Genomic DNA, 22,374 nt, shown 5'->3' with positions numbered 1-22,374 from the left:
TATCTCCTCCATATTCTTAAGTGAATGGAAGTTCCTTGATGGATGGCAGAATCAGATCTGGCTTGATACTAGAAATATCTGCCTGTTCTTTTGTTGTATTTCCTGTGAGCACTAATGCTGTCTTTAGGCCGAACATAGCACCCATAGCGATGTCGGAGGTCAGACTGTCTCCAACAATCATTGTCTTTTCTGGTTCACTGCCCGCTTGCTGCATTACCTTTTGATACATGAAATGTGATGGTTTGCCGACGATAATATCGGTTTTCTTGCCTGTTGACGCTTCTATTGCTCCAATCAATCCACCAACATCCAGCTGTAAACCATCTTTTCCCGGGAAAACAGGATCCTGATTGGTTGCAAGAATCCTAGCGCCATGGATGACAGCCCGAAAAGCCTGGTTCAGATCCTGATAGGTAACACCTGTGTGCAAGGAAATCACGAGCCAATCAGCATCTTCCGGTTCTTTAGCAAGTGTCAAACCAGCTTCAGTGAGCTCATCCCGTAAGCCTTCTTCCCCGAGCACCCAAACAGGCAGTTTAGGATAATGGGTCTGCAGATAATCAGCTGCAAGATAGGAGGATAAAATAATATCTTCCTTTTCCCACTGGATACCCTGCTCCCTAAAATATGATGCGATCTGATTTCGAGAATGTGTGCCTCGATTGCTCAGCCCAATCACTCGTTTACCCGCTTTCTGCAAGGTCCGGATCGTTTCAGCAGCCCCGTCAATTAACGTAAAATCCTTCCATACCGTTCCGTCCAAATCGAATAGAATGCTATCTAATGCCTGATAGTAAGCCATAACTATCGCCTCCTTGCTTAGATTATACCTGCTGCCAGCGATTTCCGTCAGGATCTGGGCAGCGTTTATCCGGAAGGGAGGCTCGGAAAGCAACAAAACAGCCGCAACGCGCACAAGTATGATCTGCTGAAAGCGATGGACAATTTGAACAGATTGCTAAACGAGCAGAAACTGTGCTTTTTTCAGCCAAAATAGGTTCCAATGCTAATTGATCTGCAACAAGTGCTGTCACTTCCTCCACTGTATAGCTTTTCTTTTGCAGACAAGTCCGGCAAGTCATCGAGTGCCGATCCGATCCTGCGGTGGGTAGCTGATCTGTTCTTTCTTAAATTGATTGATAAGAAGCAGACCAGTGCAGCGATCACGCAAATGATACGCTTCATTCAAGCTGTCCTGTACAAGCTCTGAACCTATCCCAATTTCCTCAGCAGAAGCAGGTGCTCCGACCTGGTACAAATAATATTGCAGTGCTTCCGGCGTCGGGAGCGCAGCAATCAATAAACTGATTTCTTCCCAATTCTCCAGTAATCTTGCCGCATAATCTCCATTTGCTTCAGAAGGATCAAACTGCTCAATCCAGTTTTTGTACAATTCCGTAATGATGCTGCAAGCAACACCAACTTTAGCTCCATGAAGAAGCTGCCGTTTATCTGTTTCGAGCAAATGCATCTCCCAATAATGAGACAAATGATGCTCCGCTCCTGAAGCAGGTCGGGAGAAATCCAGCACCTGCATGACGAGACCAGATTCGATTAGTGCTTCCATTAAGATTCGTATGCCCGCTTCATCCGCCTTAGCTATTTCCTCGACATGATCGACACAAGTGTCCAGCGAATGCCGTGTCATTTTGGCAGCCAGTGCATTATAAGGTTCTCCTCCGACAGTTGCGGAAATCTCCCAATCAAGCAGCGAGGTGAACTTTCCTAGGATATCTCCGAAACCAGCCGCAGTAAGTGGCTTAGGCGCAGCACATAATACATCCAGGTCGGCAAACACTGCCACCGGAGCAGCTGTCTGGATTGTCTGCTTCACTCCCCGCAGGATCAGTGGCGCTCCTTTGGAGGTGAAGCCATCGACTGATGCTGCTGTTGGAACTGACACGAATGGAATAGAAAGCTTCTGGCTGCAGAATCGTGTTATATCATGAATCGTTCCAGACCCTACTGCCAACAGGACATCTGTATCTGCCGGTGTTTCAACAAGCACCTGTACAAGCGAAGCTTCATCGGCGTTCACTTGACCGTGATGATTCGCTAAAAGTTCAATCGTCTGAATCTGGATGTTCTCTCTTTCAAGCAGCGCTGCCAGTTTGTCCCCTGCGGCTGCTCTAGTCTGAGCATCCATAACAAGCACAGCTTTGCTCAAGCCCTTCTCATTCAAGTAAGCTCCAATTGATGAGAGTGCTCCAGCTTCCACTTGCAAGCGGGGAAAAGTGTCCGAACTTATCCCGTATTCATCTGCTAATGCCAGCATATCTGCCGATAACTGCATCAGGCACCCTCCTCGATTGTCAAAACCGTTACGCTCATTGCTGGTAAAGTAACTTGTAATCCGCCATCCTGCTCGGCGAAATTCGTAAACGGTACTACCTCCACGTCATCAGGCGCATCGAACGTATTTCGGGCATCTTTCTTATCTGATGTGAGAATTTTGCCACTTATAGTTCCGAGTGTTGCACCGCGAAGCTCTGTATCTACTGTAACCTCATTTGTGTGATCCAGATTACAGAAGCTAACATGAATCTTGCCGTCTTTTCCTCTGGATACAGAAGTACTGACAGTTGGATAAGCCAATTCACCATGCTTTATTTCATCTGATTCCAGATGAGACGAAAGACGTTCCGCATCTTGATGCACTTGATACAAATCAAATACATGATACGTCGGTGTCTTGATCATTTCCTGTCCTTCTGTCAGGATCATCGCCTGCAATACGTTGACTGTTTGCGCAATATTAGCCATCTGAACACGTTCGCTATGGTTATTGAAGATATTGAGTGAAGCTCCAGCTACGAGAGCATCACGGATTGTATTTTGCTGATACAGGAAGCCTGGGTTAGTGCCAGGTTCCACGTCGAACCAAGTTCCCCACTCATCAATGATCAGTCCAACGCGTTTCTCAGGATCGTATTTATCCATGATAGTGCCATGCTTCTCGATCAATTCTTCGATATGAAGTGCACGCTTCAGCGTCAGATGCCATTCGTCTTCGGAGAAATCAGTAGCAGAGCCCTTACCAAGCCAGAAATCTCCCGGAATCGTGTAATAATGAAGGCTTAATCCATCCATCATCGGTGCTGCTTCTTGCATGAGTATCTCTGTCCACTTGTAATCGTCAATATTGGCTCCGCCTGCAATCTTATACAGTTTGTTGTCGCCGTAATTGCGTACATACGTCTGATAGCGACGATAGAGATCTGCATAATATTCCGGCCGCATATTTCCGCCGCAGCCCCAGTTCTCATTACCAACGCCGAAATACGTCAGCTGCCACGGCTCCTGGCGGCCGTTCTCCTGGCGCCAAGTCGTCATCGGTGATTCGCCATCGAATGTCATGTACTCGACCCACTCAGACATTTCCTGGACGGTTCCGCTGCCAACGTTTCCGCAAATGTATGGCTCTGCTCCGAGCAGCTCGCAAAGCGTGAAGAACTCATGTGTTCCGAAATGGTTGTTCTCCACAACTCCTCCCCAATGGGTATTGACCATACGCTTGCGCTCTTCACGAGGGCCAACTCCATCTTTCCAGTGATATTCATCTGCAAAACAACCACCAGGCCAGCGTAGTACCGGGATGTTCAGCTTTTGGAGTGCCTCCAGTACATCGTTGCGGATGCCTTTAGTATTCGGTATGGAAGAATCCTCTCCGACCCAGATTCCTTCATATATTCCTCTACCAAGATGCTCCGCGAAATGACCGTATATGTTTTTATTTATTATCCCTTCTGTGACATCAGCTTGAATGATCAATTTTGTTGACATGCTTATCGCTCCAATCTATCAAAAATAAACTAACTGGCTAACTGTTCTTCTTGTTTCATTGTGGAGAATACCTTCATGCTCAGCCACATCCAGCCAAACGCACTGATACTGAAACAGAAGAACAGCAGCAGCACCGGCAAGCCGATGCTATGATACAAAAGCGCGAACAGAAGTACACCAATCGATAGCGTCATATGGAATCTCGTCAGCCCAATGATGAACGCACTCCTGATGACTTGGAACGTTCCTGCCTTATAATTCGCCAGAAGCGGAAAGCTCCAGAGCACAACCGTCATATAGCAGAAAATGAGTACATAGAAAAGGAAAGGCACCAGGAAGAATAACTGTCCATCCGCCTGTCTAATAAGCAGATAGTTTGTATACAGGATGAAACCTGCTGCTCCAAGGAGCCACCCTAACTTGTTTGCTGACCAGAACTCCTGTTTAAATGCTTTGCGGAATGCTTGGTGCACCTTTACTTCCTCTCCATTCAGAATCCGGCGGGAAACCTGCAATGCAGCTACCGTTGCCGGAGCTGCTCCGGCAACGACCAGTCCTAAGAGGCTGTATAGCAGAAACAATGCATTCAAGTGTGCAAATCGGGTGATCCACAAGAGAGACTTATCGAGATTCTTCATCGCTTTCTTCAGCATGGTTCTAACTCCTTTCTAATCAAAACTCTGACTCAGCCTTTGACGCCGCCCACAGTCAATCCGGAAATGAAATAGCGCTGGAAGAAGATGAACAGAATCACAATCGGAATAATTGTCATAACAGACCCAGCAATCAAGACGTCATAGTTATTTCCGTACGGCGTAAGCAGTGTTGCCAGCCCGAGCGGCAACGTGAACATATCGTTCGAACGAAGTACGAGCAATGGCCACAGGAAGTTATTCCAGCTGCCAAGACCTTGCAGGATTGCCATCGCTGCTAGTGAAGGTCCCATCAGCGGCAGCATGATTTTAAAGAAGATGCCGTATTCGGTCGATCCGTCAATCCTGGCAGCATCCATCAGCTCTTTTGGCAAACCAAGTGCATATTGCCGGAAGAAGAAGACTGCCACCGGTGCTACGATACCTGGCAGTATCACCCCTAGATACGTATCAATCAGCATCATATCCATCATAAGACGGAATAGCGGCAACATTAGAATTTCAAATGGCACCATCAAAATGAATACCACCGCAACGAAGAAGATATTGCTTCCTTTGAAATCGTACATTGCCAACGCATAACCAACCATGGAAGAAAAGAATAGTGACAGAACAATCATCAACGCTGAAATCCAAAGGCTGTTTCCATACCAAGTCCAATATTCTGCTGATTGTGTAAAGATGTATGTGTAATTGCTAAGCGTCAGTTCATCCCAAGGGAAACTGAATGAAATACCGTTTCGCATCAAGGAGGCGGAAGGAATGAACGAAGATAGCACGATACTGATGATCGGGAATAGCGCTATCAAACTGACAATAGCCATGACAACTGTAGTGACAACTCCCAGCAGTTTGTTGTTATTCTTTTTCATCATCTATCTCCTTTCTTGAATGTACCGGTAGCAATCAAATAGATAATGCTGATCACAAAGATGATAAGCATTAGTACGACACCAAGTGCAGCTCCGAAGCCCATGTCATTTTGCTGAATACCTTGCTGGTATATATAGGCCGCAATCGAAAGGCCGATGTTACCAGGAGATCCTACAGCCCAGAAAACATAACTTTCTTCGAACATACGGAAGCCGTTGATGATTGTAATCGTACTAACGAAAATAATGATCGGCTTCAGCATCGGCATCGTTATGAAACGGAAGCGCTGCAATCTGGTGGCGCCATCAATTTCAGCAGCTTCGTACATCTCATCCGGTACATTTTGTAAGGCTGCTAAGAAGTAGAGGATATTCACGCCGATCCAGCGCCAGCAGGCAAGCAAGACCATAAGACCGATTGCTGCCCATGGAGTAAACATCCACTTGAGTGGATCAAAGCCGAACACCCCAATGAGTTGGTTTGCGACCGCCCCTTGCTGCTCACTAAACATGAAGCGGAAAATCATACCACCGACGATCGTCGATGTAAGAGCCGGGATAAAGAGTGAAGCTCTGAAAAGCGTCCGGAAGCGGACATGCTTCGAGTTCAGGATAACCGCAAGTACCATCGGAATGATGGTCAGAATTATTACGGTAAGAACCACGTAAGCCGTCGTATTCGACACAGCCCGATAAAATGTCGGATTCAGTACTCGCTCATAGTTACTCATTCCGATGAATTCCACTTGTCCAGGAAGCACGCTCTGGAAACTCATGATTACTCCCTGAATAGCCGGATACACTGTGAAAAGGAGCAGAGACAGTACAAATGGCGATATGAAAACGAATGGTACTACCTTTTTTGAATTCAGAAACCGGAGGAACTTATTCTGTTTCTTCCGTGTTCTCACCGGTGATACTGGCGTAACTGTATTCATTACAATCCCCCCTCACCCTTAATTTGTTCTGGCTTTTTGCAGCCGGATAACATTCCAGGAAGTCCGATTCAATTGTGCCTTTAGTCTGCCGTCTACCAAACTTGATTCTCCTTTGCCATGCGGTGCAACGCGTGTCGTGTCCTTTGTATTGGCAGCCTTCAGATCGTGATGCTCAAGCACGATATGCTCTGCAATTTCATATCCTTCAAAACTCCTGACATCCACATCGAGCGGGATAGATTCTTCCAAGTGCTTATTTACTAGGAAAATCGTCAATGCTTCTTCCTGCTCATCATAGACAGCAGCACTATCAATGAACGGTACATCTGTAAAGTCTTTGCTATCATACTTAGGAGAAGAAAGGATTGGCTGCAAGCTGATTCCTCGACCGTAAACGGATGCGTGCAAATAAGGATAATAGATTGTCTGTTTCCAAGATTGGCCATTGTTTTCAGTCATAATCGGCGCAATGACGTTCACTAGCTGTGCCATGCAAGCCATCTTCACGCGATCAGCATGACGGAGCAAAGTGATGAGCATGCTTCCTACTAAAAGCGCGTCTTCGAAATTGTAGACGTCCTCCAGCTGTGGTGGTGCGACTGTCCATGGATCCAGCTTTTCATCATGCTCTCTGGAGTGATACCATACGTTCCATTCATCAAAGCTCAAGTTGATTGTTTTCTTACTGCGATGCTTTGCTTTAATGTAATCACAGGTAGCGGTTACAGTCTTGATGAAATGATCCATATCCATGTTCTTCGCCAAATAGTTGGCCGGGTCATTGGAGCTGTTTCCGTAATATTGATGCAGTGAAATATAATCCACTTCGTCATATGCGATATCAAGCGTTGTCGCCTCGTACTCCGGGAAAGTCGGCATATCCGTATTTGAGCTGCCGCACGCTACAAGTTCAATACTCGGATCAACGAGTTTCATAGCCTTGCCTGTCTCTTTGGCTATTCTGCCGTATTCAGCTGCTGTTTTATGCCCTACCTGCCACGGTCCATCCATTTCATTTCCTAAACACCAGGTCTTGATGTTATGCGGCTGCTCATATCCATGCTCCCTGCGCAAATCACTCCAGTACGTACCGCTCGGATGATTTGTATATTCAATCAGATTACGCGCTGCATCAATACCTCGCGTACCAAGGTTCACTGCCATCATGACTTCCGCTTGTGCTTTTTTCGCCCAATCCACAAATTCATTTGTTCCTATTTCATTCGTCTCTATTGTGCGCCAAGCCAGCTCCAGCCGCTTTGGTCGACTTTCCTTTGGTCCGACACCATCTTCCCAGTTGTAAGCTGATACCATATTTCCACCAGGATAACGAACGATAGGCACTTGCAGCTCTTTCACCAAGTCAATAACATCTTTTCGAAAACCTTGTTCATCTGCATCGGGATGGTCTGGCTCGTAAATACCGCCATACACTGCTCTTCCTAGATGTTCAATAAATGATCCGTAAATTCGCTTGTCGACTTCGCTTATTTGATAACTCTTATCTAAAACCATCTTCGCTTGCAATTTTTCTGCCATTTATCCCCACTCCTCTTTCTTTTTTTTGATAACGCTTACAATTAAGGTAAAAAAAGAAGGTGACACATATCGCATCACGTACGAACATATTCCACCTAATATCTCCACAACCAGAAATATGTACGTATAAGTTTATATATTCAGTATAGACAGATGTGTCTGTAAAAACAAGCGTTTTTTGCATTAGATGGAAGAAATATAAAAACCCCAAGCTGCTGAATTGCTGCTTGGGGTTTTAGAGTCCTAGTTATTACTTCATACTACTTTCAATTTTATCAGCAGCTTCTTTCATTGCTTCCTCAGGAGTCTTATTCTTCTGCCTCAGCACAGAATCTGCAATTATGGTATTATACTCCGTTGAAACATCCGGTGTATTTTCGGTAATATTCAGTGTGTTGATCTCATCCTTTATCTCCAAGAGCATATCGAAGATACCTTCACCAAAGAATTGATAATACTCGTTATCTTCTCTGACTGCTTCACTTTCCCATACATCCCAGCGAGGCGGGTCAAATCCGAGAACCTTCCATAGGTTGATGCTTCCCTCTTCCGAGATCTTTGTATAAGCCAGGAATTCCTTCGCCAAGTCCGGCTCTTCTGACTGATTGGTTACGACTGTTCCTGTACCACCCATACCAGCCGATCTTTTACCGCCTTCTTCCCAAGCAGGAAGCGGCTTGATGGCAATTTTACCTTCCATTTCCGGCATGTTATCAAGGAAACGTCCCATGTACCAAAGCGGCGCTAGGATAGCAGCTGATTTTCCTTCTGAATAATACTTATAGAAATCCTCTGATTGGTTCATTCCACCAGGAGTAAGTTCAGCAATTTTTTCTGTATAAATGGCATCATACAAGAATTGAAGGGTATTTACATTGGTTTCGTTATCCAATGTCAAATTTCCTTCCGTATCAAAGAAATCTGAATCCTGCTGTGAAACCATCGGCCACAAATCCATCAGAAAGTCACCTGTACCGACGTTCCACATAACTGCATCTGTCTTTTCCGTCACTTGTTTACCGGCTTCTACGAAGTCATCCCACGTCTGAATGGAATCGATATCCACTCCAGCTTGATCCATAATTTCTGTATTATAATACATGACAGTTGCACCTACATGAGTCGGAACGCCATAATAATCGCCCTCTTTAGCATATAGATCAAAACGAGCCTCAACGGAATCAGCAAGTACCGGCTCTACATATTCGTTCATTGGCTCAAGCTGCGGTGTTCCTTGTAAAAAGTTCGGAAACTTACTTAATTCGATATCCGCAATATCCGGTGCACCTTTACCTGATTGCAGACTAAGCAGCAGGTTATTATGCATATTATCGTATGGATACGTTTCAGCTACGAGTTTGATTGGTCGATCCGGAAATTCTTCATTCCAGCGTTCGGCTGAATCCTTGAATAAATCCATATGTTGACCAACAAATGTCCAATAAGTCAATTCTGTTGCATTCTCCAGATCTGCACCGACAACTTCTGTTTCATCCGCTTCACTGCCTCCACCACCACTGCCTTTGCTACAAGCAACCAGTACGATGATCATCAAACCGATCATCAGTGCCTTCAAGACCTTCTTCATAAAGCTACCCCCTCATTTTTAGACTCAACAAGCAGTATTTGAAAGCGTTTACTAAAGAGGTCATACCTCCCTTTCCGTACTCGGCCAACTCGGGAACAGTCTAGATGATAGCGCATACATTTTGGAGTGTCGGCCTATACGATGCGTGTTACATATATCCTATCACCGCTCCCCTAATCAGTCAATAAGTTTTACAATATTATCTTTACAACTTATACGAACAAGATTTTATAATGAGAAATGATACAGATTACTTATTCAACAAGTTATAAAAAAATGGAGCTGATTAACTCAGCTCCATCTGTTTACTTTATTTTTTCCAATGCATCTGCTTTAATGGCTTGGGTTGACTGCCTTGTTACTAGCTTTGTCGGGAAGACAACACTCTCAATCGCCCCTTCAGAGCCTTTGCCCTGATTACTCTCGATTAGATCCAGAATCAATTTACCAGCCGCCTTGCCAAGCTCTGCTTTCGGGTGTTCAACAGAAGTCAGTTTCACTTCCGATAATTCAGTCAGGAAGGAATTATCAAAGCCTACAATCGACATATCCTGCGGAATTTTCATATTACGTTCTCGCAGCACATTGATCAGTTTGATAGCCAGTTCATCATTATAGCATACCAATCCAGTTGGCTTGGCATCTGTTTGATTCAATAATGCTTCAAGCTCCTGTATTGGTTTGTCATGTTTCTCCTCCGTACTGTATGTCACGATATGCTTTGGATTAATTGGCACTTTATATTCGCGATGCGCCTTTAAATAACCTTTCATCCGCAGCGTTCCCTGCATGTCGTCCGTTTTGAAGAAACCGATAATATCCTGGTGTCCTTGCTTGATGAGATGCTCTGTTTGCAAAAAAGCACCACGCTCGTCATCGACAAGTACTCGATACGGCTCCAGAGCATCATAATAAGCATTAATCATAATATACGGAATTTGCAGCCGCTCCAAATTCAAATAATAGTTGATATTCGGGTTGGCAGATGCACTCTTGGTTGGCTCAATAATAGCACCGTCAAATCCTGTAGTGATAATCCGCTCTAAATACTCCCGCTCTTTTTCATGATCATTATTCGTATTGAACAGGCTCACATTATAGCCGCGATCACTTAAATACGCTTCTGCTCCGCGAATGATCGATGGGAAAATATAATCGGAGATATACGTCGTTACGATGGCAATATTTTTATTTTGCATAGCGTTCTGCTGCAGCTGATGTTTCGACCGATCAGCACAGAATGTACCAGCACCTTGTTCTCTGTAAAGCCAGCCTTCATTTACCAACTCACCAATTGCCAGCCGTACCGTATGACGGCTCACATCGAATTGCTTCATCATCTCGCTCTCAGACGGAATCTTTGCATGTGGCTCATACGTACCATCGAGGATTTTGGACTTGATTGCCTGTTTTACAATTGCATACTTTGTCTGCATAACTTACACCAGCTTCCTTCACATGTTCGTATAAGTTAGCATAACACATGAGAGAGGATTGGGCACTATGTTGCTATAAATACATTCCATCAAAAGCCAGGTGATGGTAAGGGGAAGATTTCTACCGTCTTTTGCCGATTAGATAACGATATGATACGATCGGGACATATGTCCTTTCCTTTTCAATCTACGTACATATAATATAAGTAAAAGGCAGGCCTGTGTATGCAACTTATACATGACGAAACGCTGCTAGAATTTTATATAGAGAAATATGGAATCAGGCAGCACTTCCCATCTGAAGTTATGAATCATTTTTGTTTATACAGCGCCAGTATCGGTGATGCTATCTGCGCACAAGGAGAACACGTAACGCAGCTGTATCTGCTCGTTAAAGGGAAAGCCACTGTATCCTATGTTGCAGAGAATGGCAAAAAACTGATTGTTTCATTCAAGCAAGCTTTTGAATTATTTGGTGATATAGAATATATCAAACAGATAGATGCATTACATACAGTAGAGGCTGCGAGTGTTGTCCATCTGATCGGGATACCAATTGATTCACTTCATACATACGCGGCTACATATCCGCCATTTCTGCAGCTCCTGCTCTGCGAAGTAACAGAGAAATTCCAGCTGAAATCAAGAGCGTTCAGTTTCAGTCTGACACACGGAGCACTCACTAGGTTAGCTAGCTATCTAATGCTTGTGATGACAGCAGATGACGGCAGACAGCTGACCGGCCCCTTGCCAACTAGCCGAACAAGCGATATTGCGGATCATATCGGGACGACCTCTCGGCATGTGAACCGTTTACTTTCTACATTAGCAAAGGAAGACATTATTGAACGCCGCAAAGGGGCAATATCTATAAAAGACTGGGAAAAGCTTGAGCAGCTAGCACATCAATCAATCTATTCCTAATAACTGGAGGAAGACAACATGACAAAACAATATGATGCTTTATTTTTTGACGTTGACAACACCATTCTAGACTTCACAAAAACCGAGCAAGAAGCTCTGCCGCTTCTATTCAACCAGCACGGTCTGCCATCAGATGAAGCAGCTATGACTGCGTACCGCACCATCAACCAGCGGTTGTGGAGTTCTTTTGAAAAAGGGGAAATCAATCGTGATACTGTTGTTAGTTCCAGATTCACAGAATTCTTCGCCCTCTATGACCAGCAAGTAGACGGAGCTGATTTGGATGCTGCTTATCGCGAGCTGCTCGCACAAGGAAGACATATGATAGCTGGCGCAGCAGAAGTGTTGGAAAAACTGTCCGAGCACTATCCCTTATACATCGTGACAAACGGCGTTTCTGAGACACAATTCCGCCGTCTGAAAGCGACCGGACTGCTTCCTTACTTCCAGTCTGTTTTTGTTTCTGAAGATACCGGATTCCAAAAACCGATGGCAGGTTTCTTTGATTATGTGTTTGAACGCGTTTCTGGAATTGAACCAGAACGTTCATTGATCATCGGAGATTCCTTAGTAGCAGATATCCAAGGAGGAAATATGGCTGGTATGGACACCTGCTGGTTCAACCCAGGCAGACTGCCGAATCACCTTCCGCTTCATCCGGATTTTGAAATAAACAAATTAGAGGATTTACTGGATATTCTAAAGTAAAAAAAGGTGTGTGCACTACTTTAATTTATAATCGAAATTTAACTAAAAAGAGTGCGACAAAAAAAAGGGGCTTCTACGCCCCTTTTTGGTTTTTTTTTCGATTTTATAAAGAATGACAAATTGATCTTATTTCCATACCAACTGGTTCCACTGCAACTCTTTCCGGAACTGTTTTAGGTTTGTATTATTATCAATCGTCACACATTCAATGCCGACCAATTCCGCAAAGTCCTCAAGCTGCTCTGCTGTGAGCGCAAACGACAACGCCGTGTGATGGGCACCACCAGCATAGATCCACGCTTCGGTTGCTTCGCTCAAGGACGGCTGCGGCTTCCAAAGTACTTTGGCAACCGGTAGATTCGGTGTTTCTTTTTCAGATTCGACAGCGTCCACTTTGTTGATAATCATGCGGAAACGTCCGCCGAGCTCGATAATTGAGACATTGACCGCTTCACCGGCAATACCGTCAAATACAATGCGAGCCGGATCTTCCTTGCCGCCGATACCGAGCGGATGCACTTGGATGGATGGTCGATTTGCTGCCACTGTCGGACAGACCTCCAGCATGTGTGATCCAAGAATTAGTTCATTACCTTCTTCTAAATGATACGTGTAATCCTCCATAAAGGATGTCCTATCATTATTTGCCATCGCCTTCAGCAAACGCACAAGTGCTGCTGTACGCCAGTCTCCTTCTCCGGCAAAGCCATAGCCCTGTGCCATTAGATGCTGGACAGCAAGACCTGGGAGCTGCTTCATACCGTGCAGATCTTCAAAGTTTGTGCTGAATGCCTGATAACCTCCGCGATCTAAGAAACGCTTCAATGCAACTCCAATACGCGCCTGCTCCCGAACAGAAGTTAGCTGATCTTCTTCTGTCGGAAGATCATAAACTTCCTTATACGTCGATATCAATTCATCAATGTCAGATTCACTAACTTCCTTCATTTCGGCAACAAGATCACCGATACCGTAATAATCAACAGTCCAGCCAAATTTAATCTGAGCTTCGACCTTATCACCGTCTGTGACCGCTACCGTGCGCATATTATCACCAAAGCGTGCTACTTTGATCTGCTGACTCTCATTAAATCCTACGGCAGTCGTCATCCAATCCGCGACCCGATTTTGTATGTCTTTGTTGCCCCAATATCCAACAATGACTTTTCTAGCTTTATTGAGACGCGTTCCCATGAAGCCATATTCGCGGTCACCATGAGCGGATTGGTTCAGGTTCATAAAGTCCATATCGATTGTATCCCATGGCACATCACGGTTGTATTGCGTGTGCAAATGCAGCAATGGTTTCTGTAATGTCTTCAATCCGCCAATCCACATCTTTGCAGGTGAAAATGTGTGCATCCAAGTGATCAGCCCTGCACATTCTGGATCCGCATTCGCTTCCAGACTTACACGCTGAATATCAGCTGCATTCGTCAGCACTTCCTTGAAGGCGATTGGAAACGGTAATGTTCCTTGTTCATTCAGTTTGTTTACTAGATCCTCGGAGTTCCCCTGCACTTGATTAAGCGTTTCTTCTCCGTATAAGTGCTGGCTTCCTGTCACGAACCAGAAAACATATGGCTTTACTTGCAACATCATAGCTCCCCCTTTATTTTTGTACTGTGAGTTTTCTTTCAGACTGCGACCTGATTGTTTTCAAGCGCTTCATCACGTCGTTGGATCCCCTGCCAAAGTAATCGTGCAGTGTGTTATATTCCTGATAAATAAGCTCATAGATCTCCACATTTTCCGGTATCGGCTGGATAACTTCTTCCTTCACTCTGGCCATTCTTTCAGCCGCATCAAGGATGCTGTCATATCCGCCTGCTTCTGCACCAGCAGCTACAGCACCGAACATTGCTGCACCGACAGCTGGCGTTTGCACGGAGTCAGCAATATAAATAGGTCGGTTCGTTACGTCTGCGAAAATTTGCATGAGCAATTTATTCTTCTGCGGCAAACCGCCGCATGCATAAAGCTCTTCTACCGCAACACCACTTTGATGGAAAGCGTCTACAATTTTACGTGTACCAAATGCTGTTGCTTCGAGCAATGCGCGATACACTTCTTCAGGCTTTGTCGCCAGCGTCAGTCCGAGCACCATCCCGCTTAATTCTGTGTCAACGAGTACCGAACGGTTACCGTTCATCCAGTCCAGCGCCAACAATCCTGTTTCTCCCGGACGATACGTACTAGCTCGCTCCTCCAGCCATTGATGCACATTCTGCCCGGCAGCTTCTGCCTGACGATAGACATAAGCCGGCACTTGCTCGTCGACGAACCAGCCAAAAATGTCCCCAACAGCAGACTGTCCAGCTTCATAGCCATAGTAGCCTTCGATAATGCCATCCTCGACAACACCGCACATTCCTTCAACAGTCCGCTCTTCTGTACCAAGCAGCATGTGACATATGGATGTGCCCATTGCCATAACAAGTTTTCCAGGAGTCACAACACCCATTGCAGGAACTGCTGCATGGGCATCGACATTTCCTACTGCAATTGCAATACCTGGTGATAGATTCATAGATGCTGCAAATGAGTTCTGGAGTTCTCCAGCTTTTGTTCCGAGAGGATAAACTTCTCCACGCAGCTTCGTATCAGCCAAATCCTGCATTGCTGGGTGCAGGCTTTCGAAAAAGTCTGCGGTTGGGTAGCCGTCCTGCTTATGCCAGATTGCTTTATAACCAGCTGTGCAGCTGTTTCGTTTCAGTTCACCTGTCAGCTGGGAGATGACCCAATCTGTTGCTTCGATAAATTGATCAGCAGCCTCATAAATTTCAGGAGCTTCATCAGCTATTTGCCATATCTTCGGTATCATCCATTCCGAGCTGATTTTCCCGCCATAGCGAGCTAAGAATTCCTCTCCACGCTCACCAGCAATGTCATTCAGCTTATTCGCTTCTTCCTGCGCAGCATGATGCTTCCAAAGCTTTACCCAGCTGTGCGGATTATCACGAAATGCCGGATCGAAGCATAGTGGTTCAAGATTTACATCCACCGGTAAAATTGTACAAGCAGTAAAATCTATTCCGAGTCCAATAACCTCAGCCGGATCTACTCCCACAGCCTGCATAACCGCCGGCACTGATTGGCGCAGTACATCGAGGTAGTCCATTGGATGCTGCAGCGCCCATTCATAGCCAAGTGCTTTATCCAAATGCGGCAGTTTTACATCCATTACACCATGACGATATTCTGTCACATGCTCTGCCATTTCCATTCCATCTTGAAGCCGGACGAGCACAGCTCTGCCGGATTGTGTTCCATAATCAATTCCAATCGAATATTTTTCCGTACCCATGGAATTCTCCTCCTAAGTGGTCTGGCCGTAGTATGCGTCAGCCCCGTGTTTTCGTAGATAATGTTTATCCAAAAGCTGCTGGTCCATATCCTCTATCTGCTGATCCAGCTGATAAGACAGATGTGCAATCTTAGCCACTTCTTCCAGCACTACAGCGTTATGTACCGCTTCGGCCGGTGTTTTTCCCCAATTGAAAGGAGCATGTTTGTGTACAAGCACACTCGGCACCTGATTTGGATCAAGCCCCTTCGTCCGGAATGTCTCTACAATCACATTACCTGTCTCCAGCTCATAGTCCTTTTGAATCTCTTGTCCGGTCATCGGCCGGGTGCAAGGGACAGTTCCATAGAAGTAGTCCGCATGAGTTGTACCAAGTGCAGGCACCCCTTTGCCTGATTGTGCAAAGGATGTTGCCCACGTAGAATGCGTATGGACGATTCCGCCAATATCTTCAAAATGCTTATACAAAACCAAATGAGTCGCGGTATCTGATGAAGGCTTCATGTCGCCTTCTACTACTTCGCCATCCAGGTTAACAACTACCATATCCTTTACCGTCAGCTTCTCATATGCCACACCACTCGGCTTGATAACCACCAGCCCGGCATCTCTATTGATACCGCTTACATTTCCCCACGTAAAAGTTACCAGCTCATGCTTTGGAAGGTCTAAATTCGCTTGCAGTACCTGTTCCTTTAATTCCTCCAGCATTAGGTCCACCTCTTCTTGTACGTATATTTGATTTCATATTGTGATTTTACCTCAATTGGTACGTACAATCAATCACTTTTTCTCAACATAAACGTACAAGTTGAATAATTGGCATAAAAAAAGAAGACATTTCCGAGGAAACGTCTTCTTGAACTTATTTTTTTCTTTTAATTGGAGCAGGTTTCGTATCGGATGGAATCAATGATCTATACGTTTCTCCGCCAAGATTGGTCTGGTGTTCTGCCTTTATTCCTTCGATTAGCTCAGGCTTCTCTAATAATTCTATAGCAGATGCAGCCAGCACCTTACCTGTGAACAGCATGCCTTTATGGGCAATAGATGTTTTTCCTTGCGTAACAAGCTGCCAGCTATGGAATGGTGTTGCATAAGCACAGGTAGTAACATAGATCTGACCGGTAGGGACAAGCCAGCTGACGTCACCTACATCTGTTGATCCTTTGAAGAAGCCTGGTACTGGAGGGAAGTCTAAGATACCTTGTGCGAGCACTTTATTATCATTTTTCTGTATTACAGCTTTTTCTTCTGCACTGAATGTCTGCTGTACCTCTTGGGCAAATGCAAACTCTTCTTCTGAATAGTTAGGAGCATCAGTTGCTACCAAATGCTTATGTATCAGCTTTCCTAGCATTTCATTTGGAATCAGATCTGCTGAAGCCGCATCGAATTGGATTTCCAATTTGGTTCCTGTCATCAAGGCTGCTCCTCTTGCTACGTCTTTGACCCGCTCTAGAATCTCTTCAACCTGACCCATTTTAGGAGCACGGATTTTGTAAAGTACCTCTGCATTAGCCTGTACAACATTCGGACTCAATCCACCAGTATCGGTAATCGCATAATGCAGCTGTCCTTCTGGAATGATATGCTCACGCAGGAAATTGGAACCGATGTTCATCAGCTCAACTGCATCCAACGCGCTTCTGCCAAGGTGCGGACTGAAAGCTGCGTGACTGCTTGTCCCAGTAAAACGGAAATATACTTGGCATGTCGCCAGCATTCTAGCATGATAGACTTGATTTTCATCCCATGGATGCCATGTTAGCGCCACATCTACATCATCGAAGAGACCCGCTCGAGCCATAAAGGCCTTACCGCCTCCGCCTTCTTCTGCCGGACACCCATAATAACGCACTGTTCCTTCCAGTCCGGTTTCTTCCATCAGCTGTTTCACTGCAATCGCAGCCGCCATCGCGCCTGTACCAAGCAGGTTATGTCCGCAGCCATGTCCATTGCCGCCTTCTTCTATCGGATCCTTCGTTGCGCTGTCTGCTTGCTGACTCAAACCAGATAATGCATCGTACTCGCCTAGGAATGCAATGACCGGCTTCCCGCTTCCGAAGCTAGCAACAAATGCTGTCTCAATATCCCCTGCATTTCGCTGCACCTCAAAACCTTCTTCTTCCAAAGTGGCCGCTAATATTTCTGCAGATTGGACCTCTTCGTATCTCGTCTCTGCAAAACCCCATATTCGATCGCTGACAGCAGTCAACTCTTTACTTTTACCTTCTAGAATTTCCGATATCCTCGTATACACATCGTGACTTGTTTGCAAGATAGGGTTCCTCCTGATAGTAGAATTGTTCACCCCTATTATAACATTTATAATTCTGAAAATTTAGTCGTTAATATCTCAATCGTAAATAGACTCAAGCATTGGCTTGAGTCTATTTTAGTCTTATTGATAAGTGTTCTGATGCTGCTCATTATTTTGAGTGTTGATCTATTTTGACGGGAAGCAATTCTGTACACAGTGCCAAAAACTCACTCGCCATTATCTTGATAGTTTCACTAGATAACATCTGATCCTCCGCATGTGCAAGAAGCAGTGAAAACGGCAGCATTTCCCCTGTGGCTTCTCGCTGAATAAAGGAAACATGCACCTTATGAATCTGGTTATATGCTTTATCTCCTGATGCCATTGCAGATTTTGCTCCCTCAAAATCTCTTCCTCTTGCCAATCGCATGGCTTCTACGTAATGACTGCGAGCATCCCCTGCATGCGCTATGATCTGGAAGGCTGCCTGCTGCATTTCTTCTAATGTCTCTTTCACCAGATCCCCTCCTATTGTCGCTGACTTGCTAACTGCAGCGCTTTTTCCAATAACTTCTCTCCGTCAGCAGTGCCGTACAATTTTACATCCATTACATCCACAGGAATACCATATGGTGCTGCTCGCTTTTCTGTCGCTCGTTTAGCAAATCTGACTTGAGGACCTAACATGATGACGACCACTTCATCGTGATGTGCTTGCAATTCTTCCTCTATTGCTCCTTCCGGGATAGCATAGATATAATACTCCTCTCCCCCTAAAGCATCTGCTGCCTTTTTCATCTTTGATACAACCATCGATGTTGACATACCTGCTGAGCAGGCTAGTAGAATTCGCTTCATACTGTTACCCCCTATTATTTGTATTCCATATCTGCACAGTTCAGTAACCTTGAATGGATGACTTGCTGATACGTCACATCTGCCGCCGTTTTTCCACGTAATCGTCAATCTGATGAATGACAGTAGAGCAAGATCTAGTAACTATCCTATCTTTGTACTACTTTCATCTTTGTTACCTTCATCTAGTCTGCGTGTGCGGTTCGCGATGAAAATGAAAGGCAGGTAGATCAAAATGGAAGCAGCTATACAAATCAACTGGGTAACAACCGCTCCCCAGCTGCCGCCTGTAGATAACCATGCGTTAATAATCGGCGGCGTTGTCCACGGAACCATGACGACAGCTTTATCTGCAAATCCGATAACAGTTGCAATATATCCAATTGTACCCGTAATTAGCGGAGTAATGATGAATGGAATCGCCAGAATAGGATTCAACATGACTGGTACACCGAAAATGACAGGCTCATTAATGTTGAATACACCCGGTCCTGCGGATAGCTTTGCAATACTGCGCATCTCCTGCTTTTTCCCTGCAATGAATATCGCAGCCAAAAGTCCGATTGTGACACCCGAGCCTCCAATGTTCATGTAAACATCCCAGAAAGGCATCGTGATGATATTTGGGATTTCCTCACCGGCAGCGTAAGCATTCATATTGACTGCTATAGACCCGAGTAAAAGCGGTTCCCGTATCGGCTTGATCATCTGGTTCCCATGAATACCGATTACCCAGAAGAATTGTGCAACGAACATTAGCAATAAGATTCCCGGCAAGCCTTGGATAGCAGACTCCAAGGGACGCTGTATCACGTTATAGACTGCTTCATGTAAATAAATACCTGTTAATCGATGGAATGCAAACCCAAAGCTGGCAATAATCGTTACCGTAATAATCGATGGAAATAAAGAAGCAAACGATGTCGTTACATTGGATGGAACACTGTCAGGCATCTTAATCGTAAGTTTATCCATCTTGGAAAACCAGGTGAACAGCTCTACAGATATGAGAGCAATGAACATGCCAAGGAAAAGACTTTTCGGATCTGAGAACTCCCTAGCTAATACATTGACCACTTCCTGCAAAGAACCGTCTACCTCTAGTAATACCGTTGTTGGTATGACGGAGATATACGAGATCAAGGCCATCAAGCCTGGGAATAATGATTTGTGACCATTGATTCTCCCAAGTTCTATCCCGATCAGTACCACTGCTGCAATGGTAATGAAATTCAATGTTGCATAATTTATTGCGCCCATGATTCCTTGTAATTCAGCCAAGAATGAAAACATACTGAAGGCTGCTAAACCAGTCTCCGGATCCAGAATCATATTCTCGACCAGGACTGCAAACGCCCCGACAATAATGACTGGCATCAAGGTTACGAATGATTGCTTAATCGCCTTTATGTGCTTCTGGTTGGATATGGTATAAGCTACGCTTTCCAAGGCACCTGTGAATTTATCCATTTTCTTGCCCATCTGACTCTCCCCCTTCGCTTATACCAGAGTCTATTATAAAAGCGCTTACATTTACATACATTGTTTTTCCTCATTCATAGGAAAACTATCAGCTTAACAGGGGGAGACAGGCTGCTAAATCCTGTGCGTGTATAAGCTGTTTCACTTTCTGTCTATCTTCGATGAAAACGACCATACTTTCGTAAAGCTGCTGCAAACCCTCATTATATTGTTTTGGTATACAGAAAAGGAATATGACTTGTACTTCATTTCCTCCCCAATCAATAGGCTGCTGCAGCGTACAACAGAGCACCACTGGTTCATCCATAACTGGATAAATAGGATGTGGGACTGCAACAAGGTTTTCCTGGAATGTCGGAGCCATCTCTTCTCGTTCCTTTATAAGTGCCAGTAGATTAGATGGGACAACGAAGCGCTTTTCCATTTGCTCAACCAGAAACTGCAAAACATCATCCCGATTCGTATAGGTTTGTTGTAAAAAGATATGATCTGCCCGGATATAGGCTGATAGGGTTTGCTTTCTATCCGTAAGTATACGTTCAATCTGACCTACATCAGACTCCCGAAGCAATGTATGAACATTTACAATTGGTGTAGACAAGGTACTCGTCAACGGCACTGTGCTGATAATAAGATCAATATCTTCAAGTGACCGTCTTTGTAAATCTGCAGCACTGCACGTACCTGCAACTTCCATCCTCCCGCTAAATCGTGCTCGCAGTTTATAGTACAGCAGCTGCGAACTAGCTATCCCAGTTGCACATACGACCAGAGCACGCTTCTTTACACGCTGACTTTCTTGTCTTGCCATCGCAGCTCCGACATGTAAAGCTAAGTAGCCTAGTTCATCTTGATTAATCGCTACATCTGTCAGTTCCTGCAATTTCTTACCCATCAATACGCTGGCATCAAACGCTTCTGGATATGCTTGCTTTATCTCTGAAAGCATTGGATTCCGAATTGTTAGTCCGTATTTGAAGCGGTTCAATGCTGGTTTAAGATGCAGAGCGATACCACAGAGCAGCTCATTATCCGTCGAAAGTGCAAGCTGCATATGGTTATCCACGATACGTAGCAGCTCTCTTGAGATTTCCATGACTCGGGGCTCTACAACTTTCGTAAAATCTTTCACTCCTTTTTCTTCATAAGAAACCGACTTAGCTCCTAGTATATGCATTGTCATGTATACAATCTCGTCTTTTGGCAGGTCTACTCCCAGTACAATCCCAACACTTTTCGCAAGCTTTTGTGCCACTTGGTATTCCTTCGATCGAGTAATAGATTCCTGATCTGATTGGGATATATCTGCAACTAAACCTGCATCCATCCGTTCGCTAGCAATCCAAATATGAATTACTAGATTATCCACACCTATATCCGTTACTAATGTATCTTCTTCCTTGAGTACTGAAACGACTAACTCCCGAAGCTCTTGATACCGTTTATCCTTAAGTCCAGGTATAATAGCATCTGCTTCAAGAAATGAACGATACACATTTCGCAGCTGTCGTTCAGATCCAATAATACGTATCCCATATTTCGGCTTTGTGATAACAGCCAGACCTCTGGATTCCAAATCTTTTTTTAGTACTCTCAGATCATTCTTAACGGTAGATTCGCTAACATACAGTGTTTCTGCAGCTTCCTCTAATTTCAAGAAAGTCTTTCTTTGTAACAGTAAAAGGGCTAACTTTACAACACGGTCTGATTGATCCTCCATCTCTTGCGTCTGCATTTTCATACGATTATAAGCTTCAGGATCATGCACGGTCAGTCTATAACCCTTGCCCCTTTTCGAATCGATGACCGCTCCGAAAGTTGATAAGGTACTAGACAACACGCGCATATCAGCCCTTACTGTTCTCGCTGTTACGCCTAGCATACCTGCAATCTGTTCACCAGTATACTCGTCCCCGAGTTCCATCAATTCAAGAATTCCAATCTGTCTCTTTGACAGCAAATTCTATCACCCCGATCTATTGAATCCGCTCATACAGTACGGATCCCGACACCATATTTTCTATTC

At 44.8% G+C, this 22,374-nt stretch carries 20 protein-coding genes; 2 read left to right on the top strand and 18 right to left on the bottom strand.

The window, feature by feature from the left end; genetic code table 11:
• Window positions 1–16: 16 nt before the first annotated feature.
• From ACH6C1_RS16045 to ACH6C1_RS16000, 10 genes are all read right to left on the bottom strand, one after another.
• Window positions 17–802: an HAD-IIA family hydrolase gene (locus tag ACH6C1_RS16045; RefSeq protein ID WP_374078841.1), complete on the bottom strand. Its 786-nt coding sequence runs from the start codon at window positions 800–802 to the stop codon at window positions 17–19.
• Between the two features lie 22 nt (window positions 803–824).
• A complete protein-coding gene (locus tag ACH6C1_RS16040) occupies window positions 825–1,082 on the bottom strand; it encodes a DUF6171 family protein (protein WP_095218932.1) in 258 nt (85 codons plus the stop codon).
• Window positions 1,079–2,293, bottom strand: a complete 1,215-nt coding sequence (locus ACH6C1_RS16035) for a sn-glycerol-1-phosphate dehydrogenase (protein ID WP_374078838.1) — start codon at window positions 2,291–2,293, stop codon at window positions 1,079–1,081. Before ACH6C1_RS16035 ends, ACH6C1_RS16040 begins: the two co-directional genes overlap by 4 nt.
• Window positions 2,293–3,783, bottom strand: coding sequence for an alpha-N-arabinofuranosidase (locus tag ACH6C1_RS16030; RefSeq protein WP_374078836.1), 1,491 nt, complete (start codon window positions 3,781–3,783; stop codon window positions 2,293–2,295). The genes ACH6C1_RS16035 and ACH6C1_RS16030 overlap by 1 nt, the downstream gene beginning before the upstream one ends.
• Window positions 3,784–3,812: 29 nt before the next feature.
• The gene (locus ACH6C1_RS16025) at window positions 3,813–4,436 is read right to left on the bottom strand and encodes a YesL family protein (RefSeq protein WP_175074110.1); all 624 of its coding nucleotides are present in this window, start codon (window positions 4,434–4,436) and stop codon (window positions 3,813–3,815) included.
• Between the two features lie 32 nt (window positions 4,437–4,468).
• The gene (locus tag ACH6C1_RS16020) at window positions 4,469–5,308 is read right to left on the bottom strand and encodes a carbohydrate ABC transporter permease (RefSeq protein WP_305852009.1); all 840 of its coding nucleotides are present in this window, start codon (window positions 5,306–5,308) and stop codon (window positions 4,469–4,471) included.
• Window positions 5,308–6,246, bottom strand: a complete 939-nt coding sequence (locus ACH6C1_RS16015) for a carbohydrate ABC transporter permease (protein ID WP_175074108.1) — start codon at window positions 6,244–6,246, stop codon at window positions 5,308–5,310. The genes ACH6C1_RS16020 and ACH6C1_RS16015 overlap by 1 nt, the downstream gene beginning before the upstream one ends.
• Window positions 6,247–6,264: 18 nt before the next feature.
• A complete protein-coding gene (arfA, locus tag ACH6C1_RS16010; protein WP_095218938.1) occupies window positions 6,265–7,785 on the bottom strand; it encodes an arabinosylfuranosidase ArfA in 1,521 nt (506 codons plus the stop codon).
• Window positions 7,786–8,035: 250 nt separating this feature from the next.
• Window positions 8,036–9,373 carry an ABC transporter substrate-binding protein gene (locus ACH6C1_RS16005; protein WP_374078831.1) on the bottom strand — a complete coding sequence of 446 codons (1,338 nt, stop codon included), beginning with the start codon at window positions 9,371–9,373 and terminating at the stop codon, window positions 8,036–8,038.
• A gap of 305 nt (window positions 9,374–9,678) precedes the next feature.
• Window positions 9,679–10,809 carry a GntR family transcriptional regulator gene (locus ACH6C1_RS16000; protein WP_175074107.1) on the bottom strand — a complete coding sequence of 377 codons (1,131 nt, stop codon included), beginning with the start codon at window positions 10,807–10,809 and terminating at the stop codon, window positions 9,679–9,681.
• Window positions 10,810–11,034: 225 nt separating this feature from the next.
• Between ACH6C1_RS16000 and ACH6C1_RS15995 the strand changes: the two genes are divergently transcribed.
• Window positions 11,035–11,733, top strand: coding sequence for a Crp/Fnr family transcriptional regulator (locus ACH6C1_RS15995; RefSeq protein ID WP_175074106.1), 699 nt, complete (start codon window positions 11,035–11,037; stop codon window positions 11,731–11,733).
• An 18-nt stretch (window positions 11,734–11,751) separates the two neighbouring features.
• Window positions 11,752–12,441 (top strand): YjjG family noncanonical pyrimidine nucleotidase, encoded by a 690-nt coding sequence (locus ACH6C1_RS15990; protein ID WP_374078827.1) that lies wholly within the window; start codon window positions 11,752–11,754, stop codon window positions 12,439–12,441.
• A 126-nt stretch (window positions 12,442–12,567) separates the two neighbouring features.
• On the opposite strand, the gene araA is transcribed toward ACH6C1_RS15990, so the two are convergent.
• The 8 genes from araA to ACH6C1_RS15950 all read right to left on the bottom strand — a co-directional run bounded on the left by araA (window position 12,568) and on the right by ACH6C1_RS15950 (window position 22,308).
• On the bottom strand, window positions 12,568–14,040 hold the full coding sequence (gene araA, locus ACH6C1_RS15985; RefSeq protein WP_374078824.1) for an L-arabinose isomerase: 1,473 nt from the start codon (window positions 14,038–14,040) through the stop codon (window positions 12,568–12,570).
• A gap of 13 nt (window positions 14,041–14,053) precedes the next feature.
• Entirely contained in the window at window positions 14,054–15,748 is a 1,695-nt protein-coding gene (locus ACH6C1_RS15980) for a ribulokinase (protein ID WP_374078821.1), read from the bottom strand.
• Window positions 15,749–15,760: 12 nt separating this feature from the next.
• Window positions 15,761–16,459: an L-ribulose-5-phosphate 4-epimerase gene (gene araD, locus ACH6C1_RS15975; protein ID WP_374078819.1), complete on the bottom strand. Its 699-nt coding sequence runs from the start codon at window positions 16,457–16,459 to the stop codon at window positions 15,761–15,763.
• A gap of 154 nt (window positions 16,460–16,613) precedes the next feature.
• Window positions 16,614–18,029 (bottom strand): M20 family metallopeptidase, encoded by a 1,416-nt coding sequence (locus ACH6C1_RS15970; RefSeq protein WP_374078817.1) that lies wholly within the window; start codon window positions 18,027–18,029, stop codon window positions 16,614–16,616.
• Window positions 18,030–18,180: 151 nt separating this feature from the next.
• Window positions 18,181–18,528: a PTS sugar transporter subunit IIA gene (locus ACH6C1_RS15965; protein ID WP_245840342.1), complete on the bottom strand. Its 348-nt coding sequence runs from the start codon at window positions 18,526–18,528 to the stop codon at window positions 18,181–18,183.
• An 11-nt stretch (window positions 18,529–18,539) separates the two neighbouring features.
• A complete protein-coding gene (locus tag ACH6C1_RS15960; protein WP_095218946.1) occupies window positions 18,540–18,869 on the bottom strand; it encodes a PTS sugar transporter subunit IIB in 330 nt (109 codons plus the stop codon).
• Window positions 18,870–19,010: 141 nt separating this feature from the next.
• A complete protein-coding gene (locus ACH6C1_RS15955; RefSeq protein ID WP_254593542.1) occupies window positions 19,011–20,348 on the bottom strand; it encodes a PTS sugar transporter subunit IIC in 1,338 nt (445 codons plus the stop codon).
• A gap of 88 nt (window positions 20,349–20,436) precedes the next feature.
• Window positions 20,437–22,308: a BglG family transcription antiterminator gene (locus ACH6C1_RS15950; protein WP_374078814.1), complete on the bottom strand. Its 1,872-nt coding sequence runs from the start codon at window positions 22,306–22,308 to the stop codon at window positions 20,437–20,439.
• Window positions 22,309–22,374 lie beyond the last annotated feature (66 nt).

It is taken from the genome of Terribacillus sp. JSM ZJ617 (genome assembly GCF_044383785.1).
Classification (GTDB): Bacteria; Bacillota; Bacilli; order Bacillales; family Amphibacillaceae; genus Terribacillus.
Note: the sequence above shows the minus strand (reverse complement) of the source record. Positions and strands in the feature narration are given on the sequence as shown.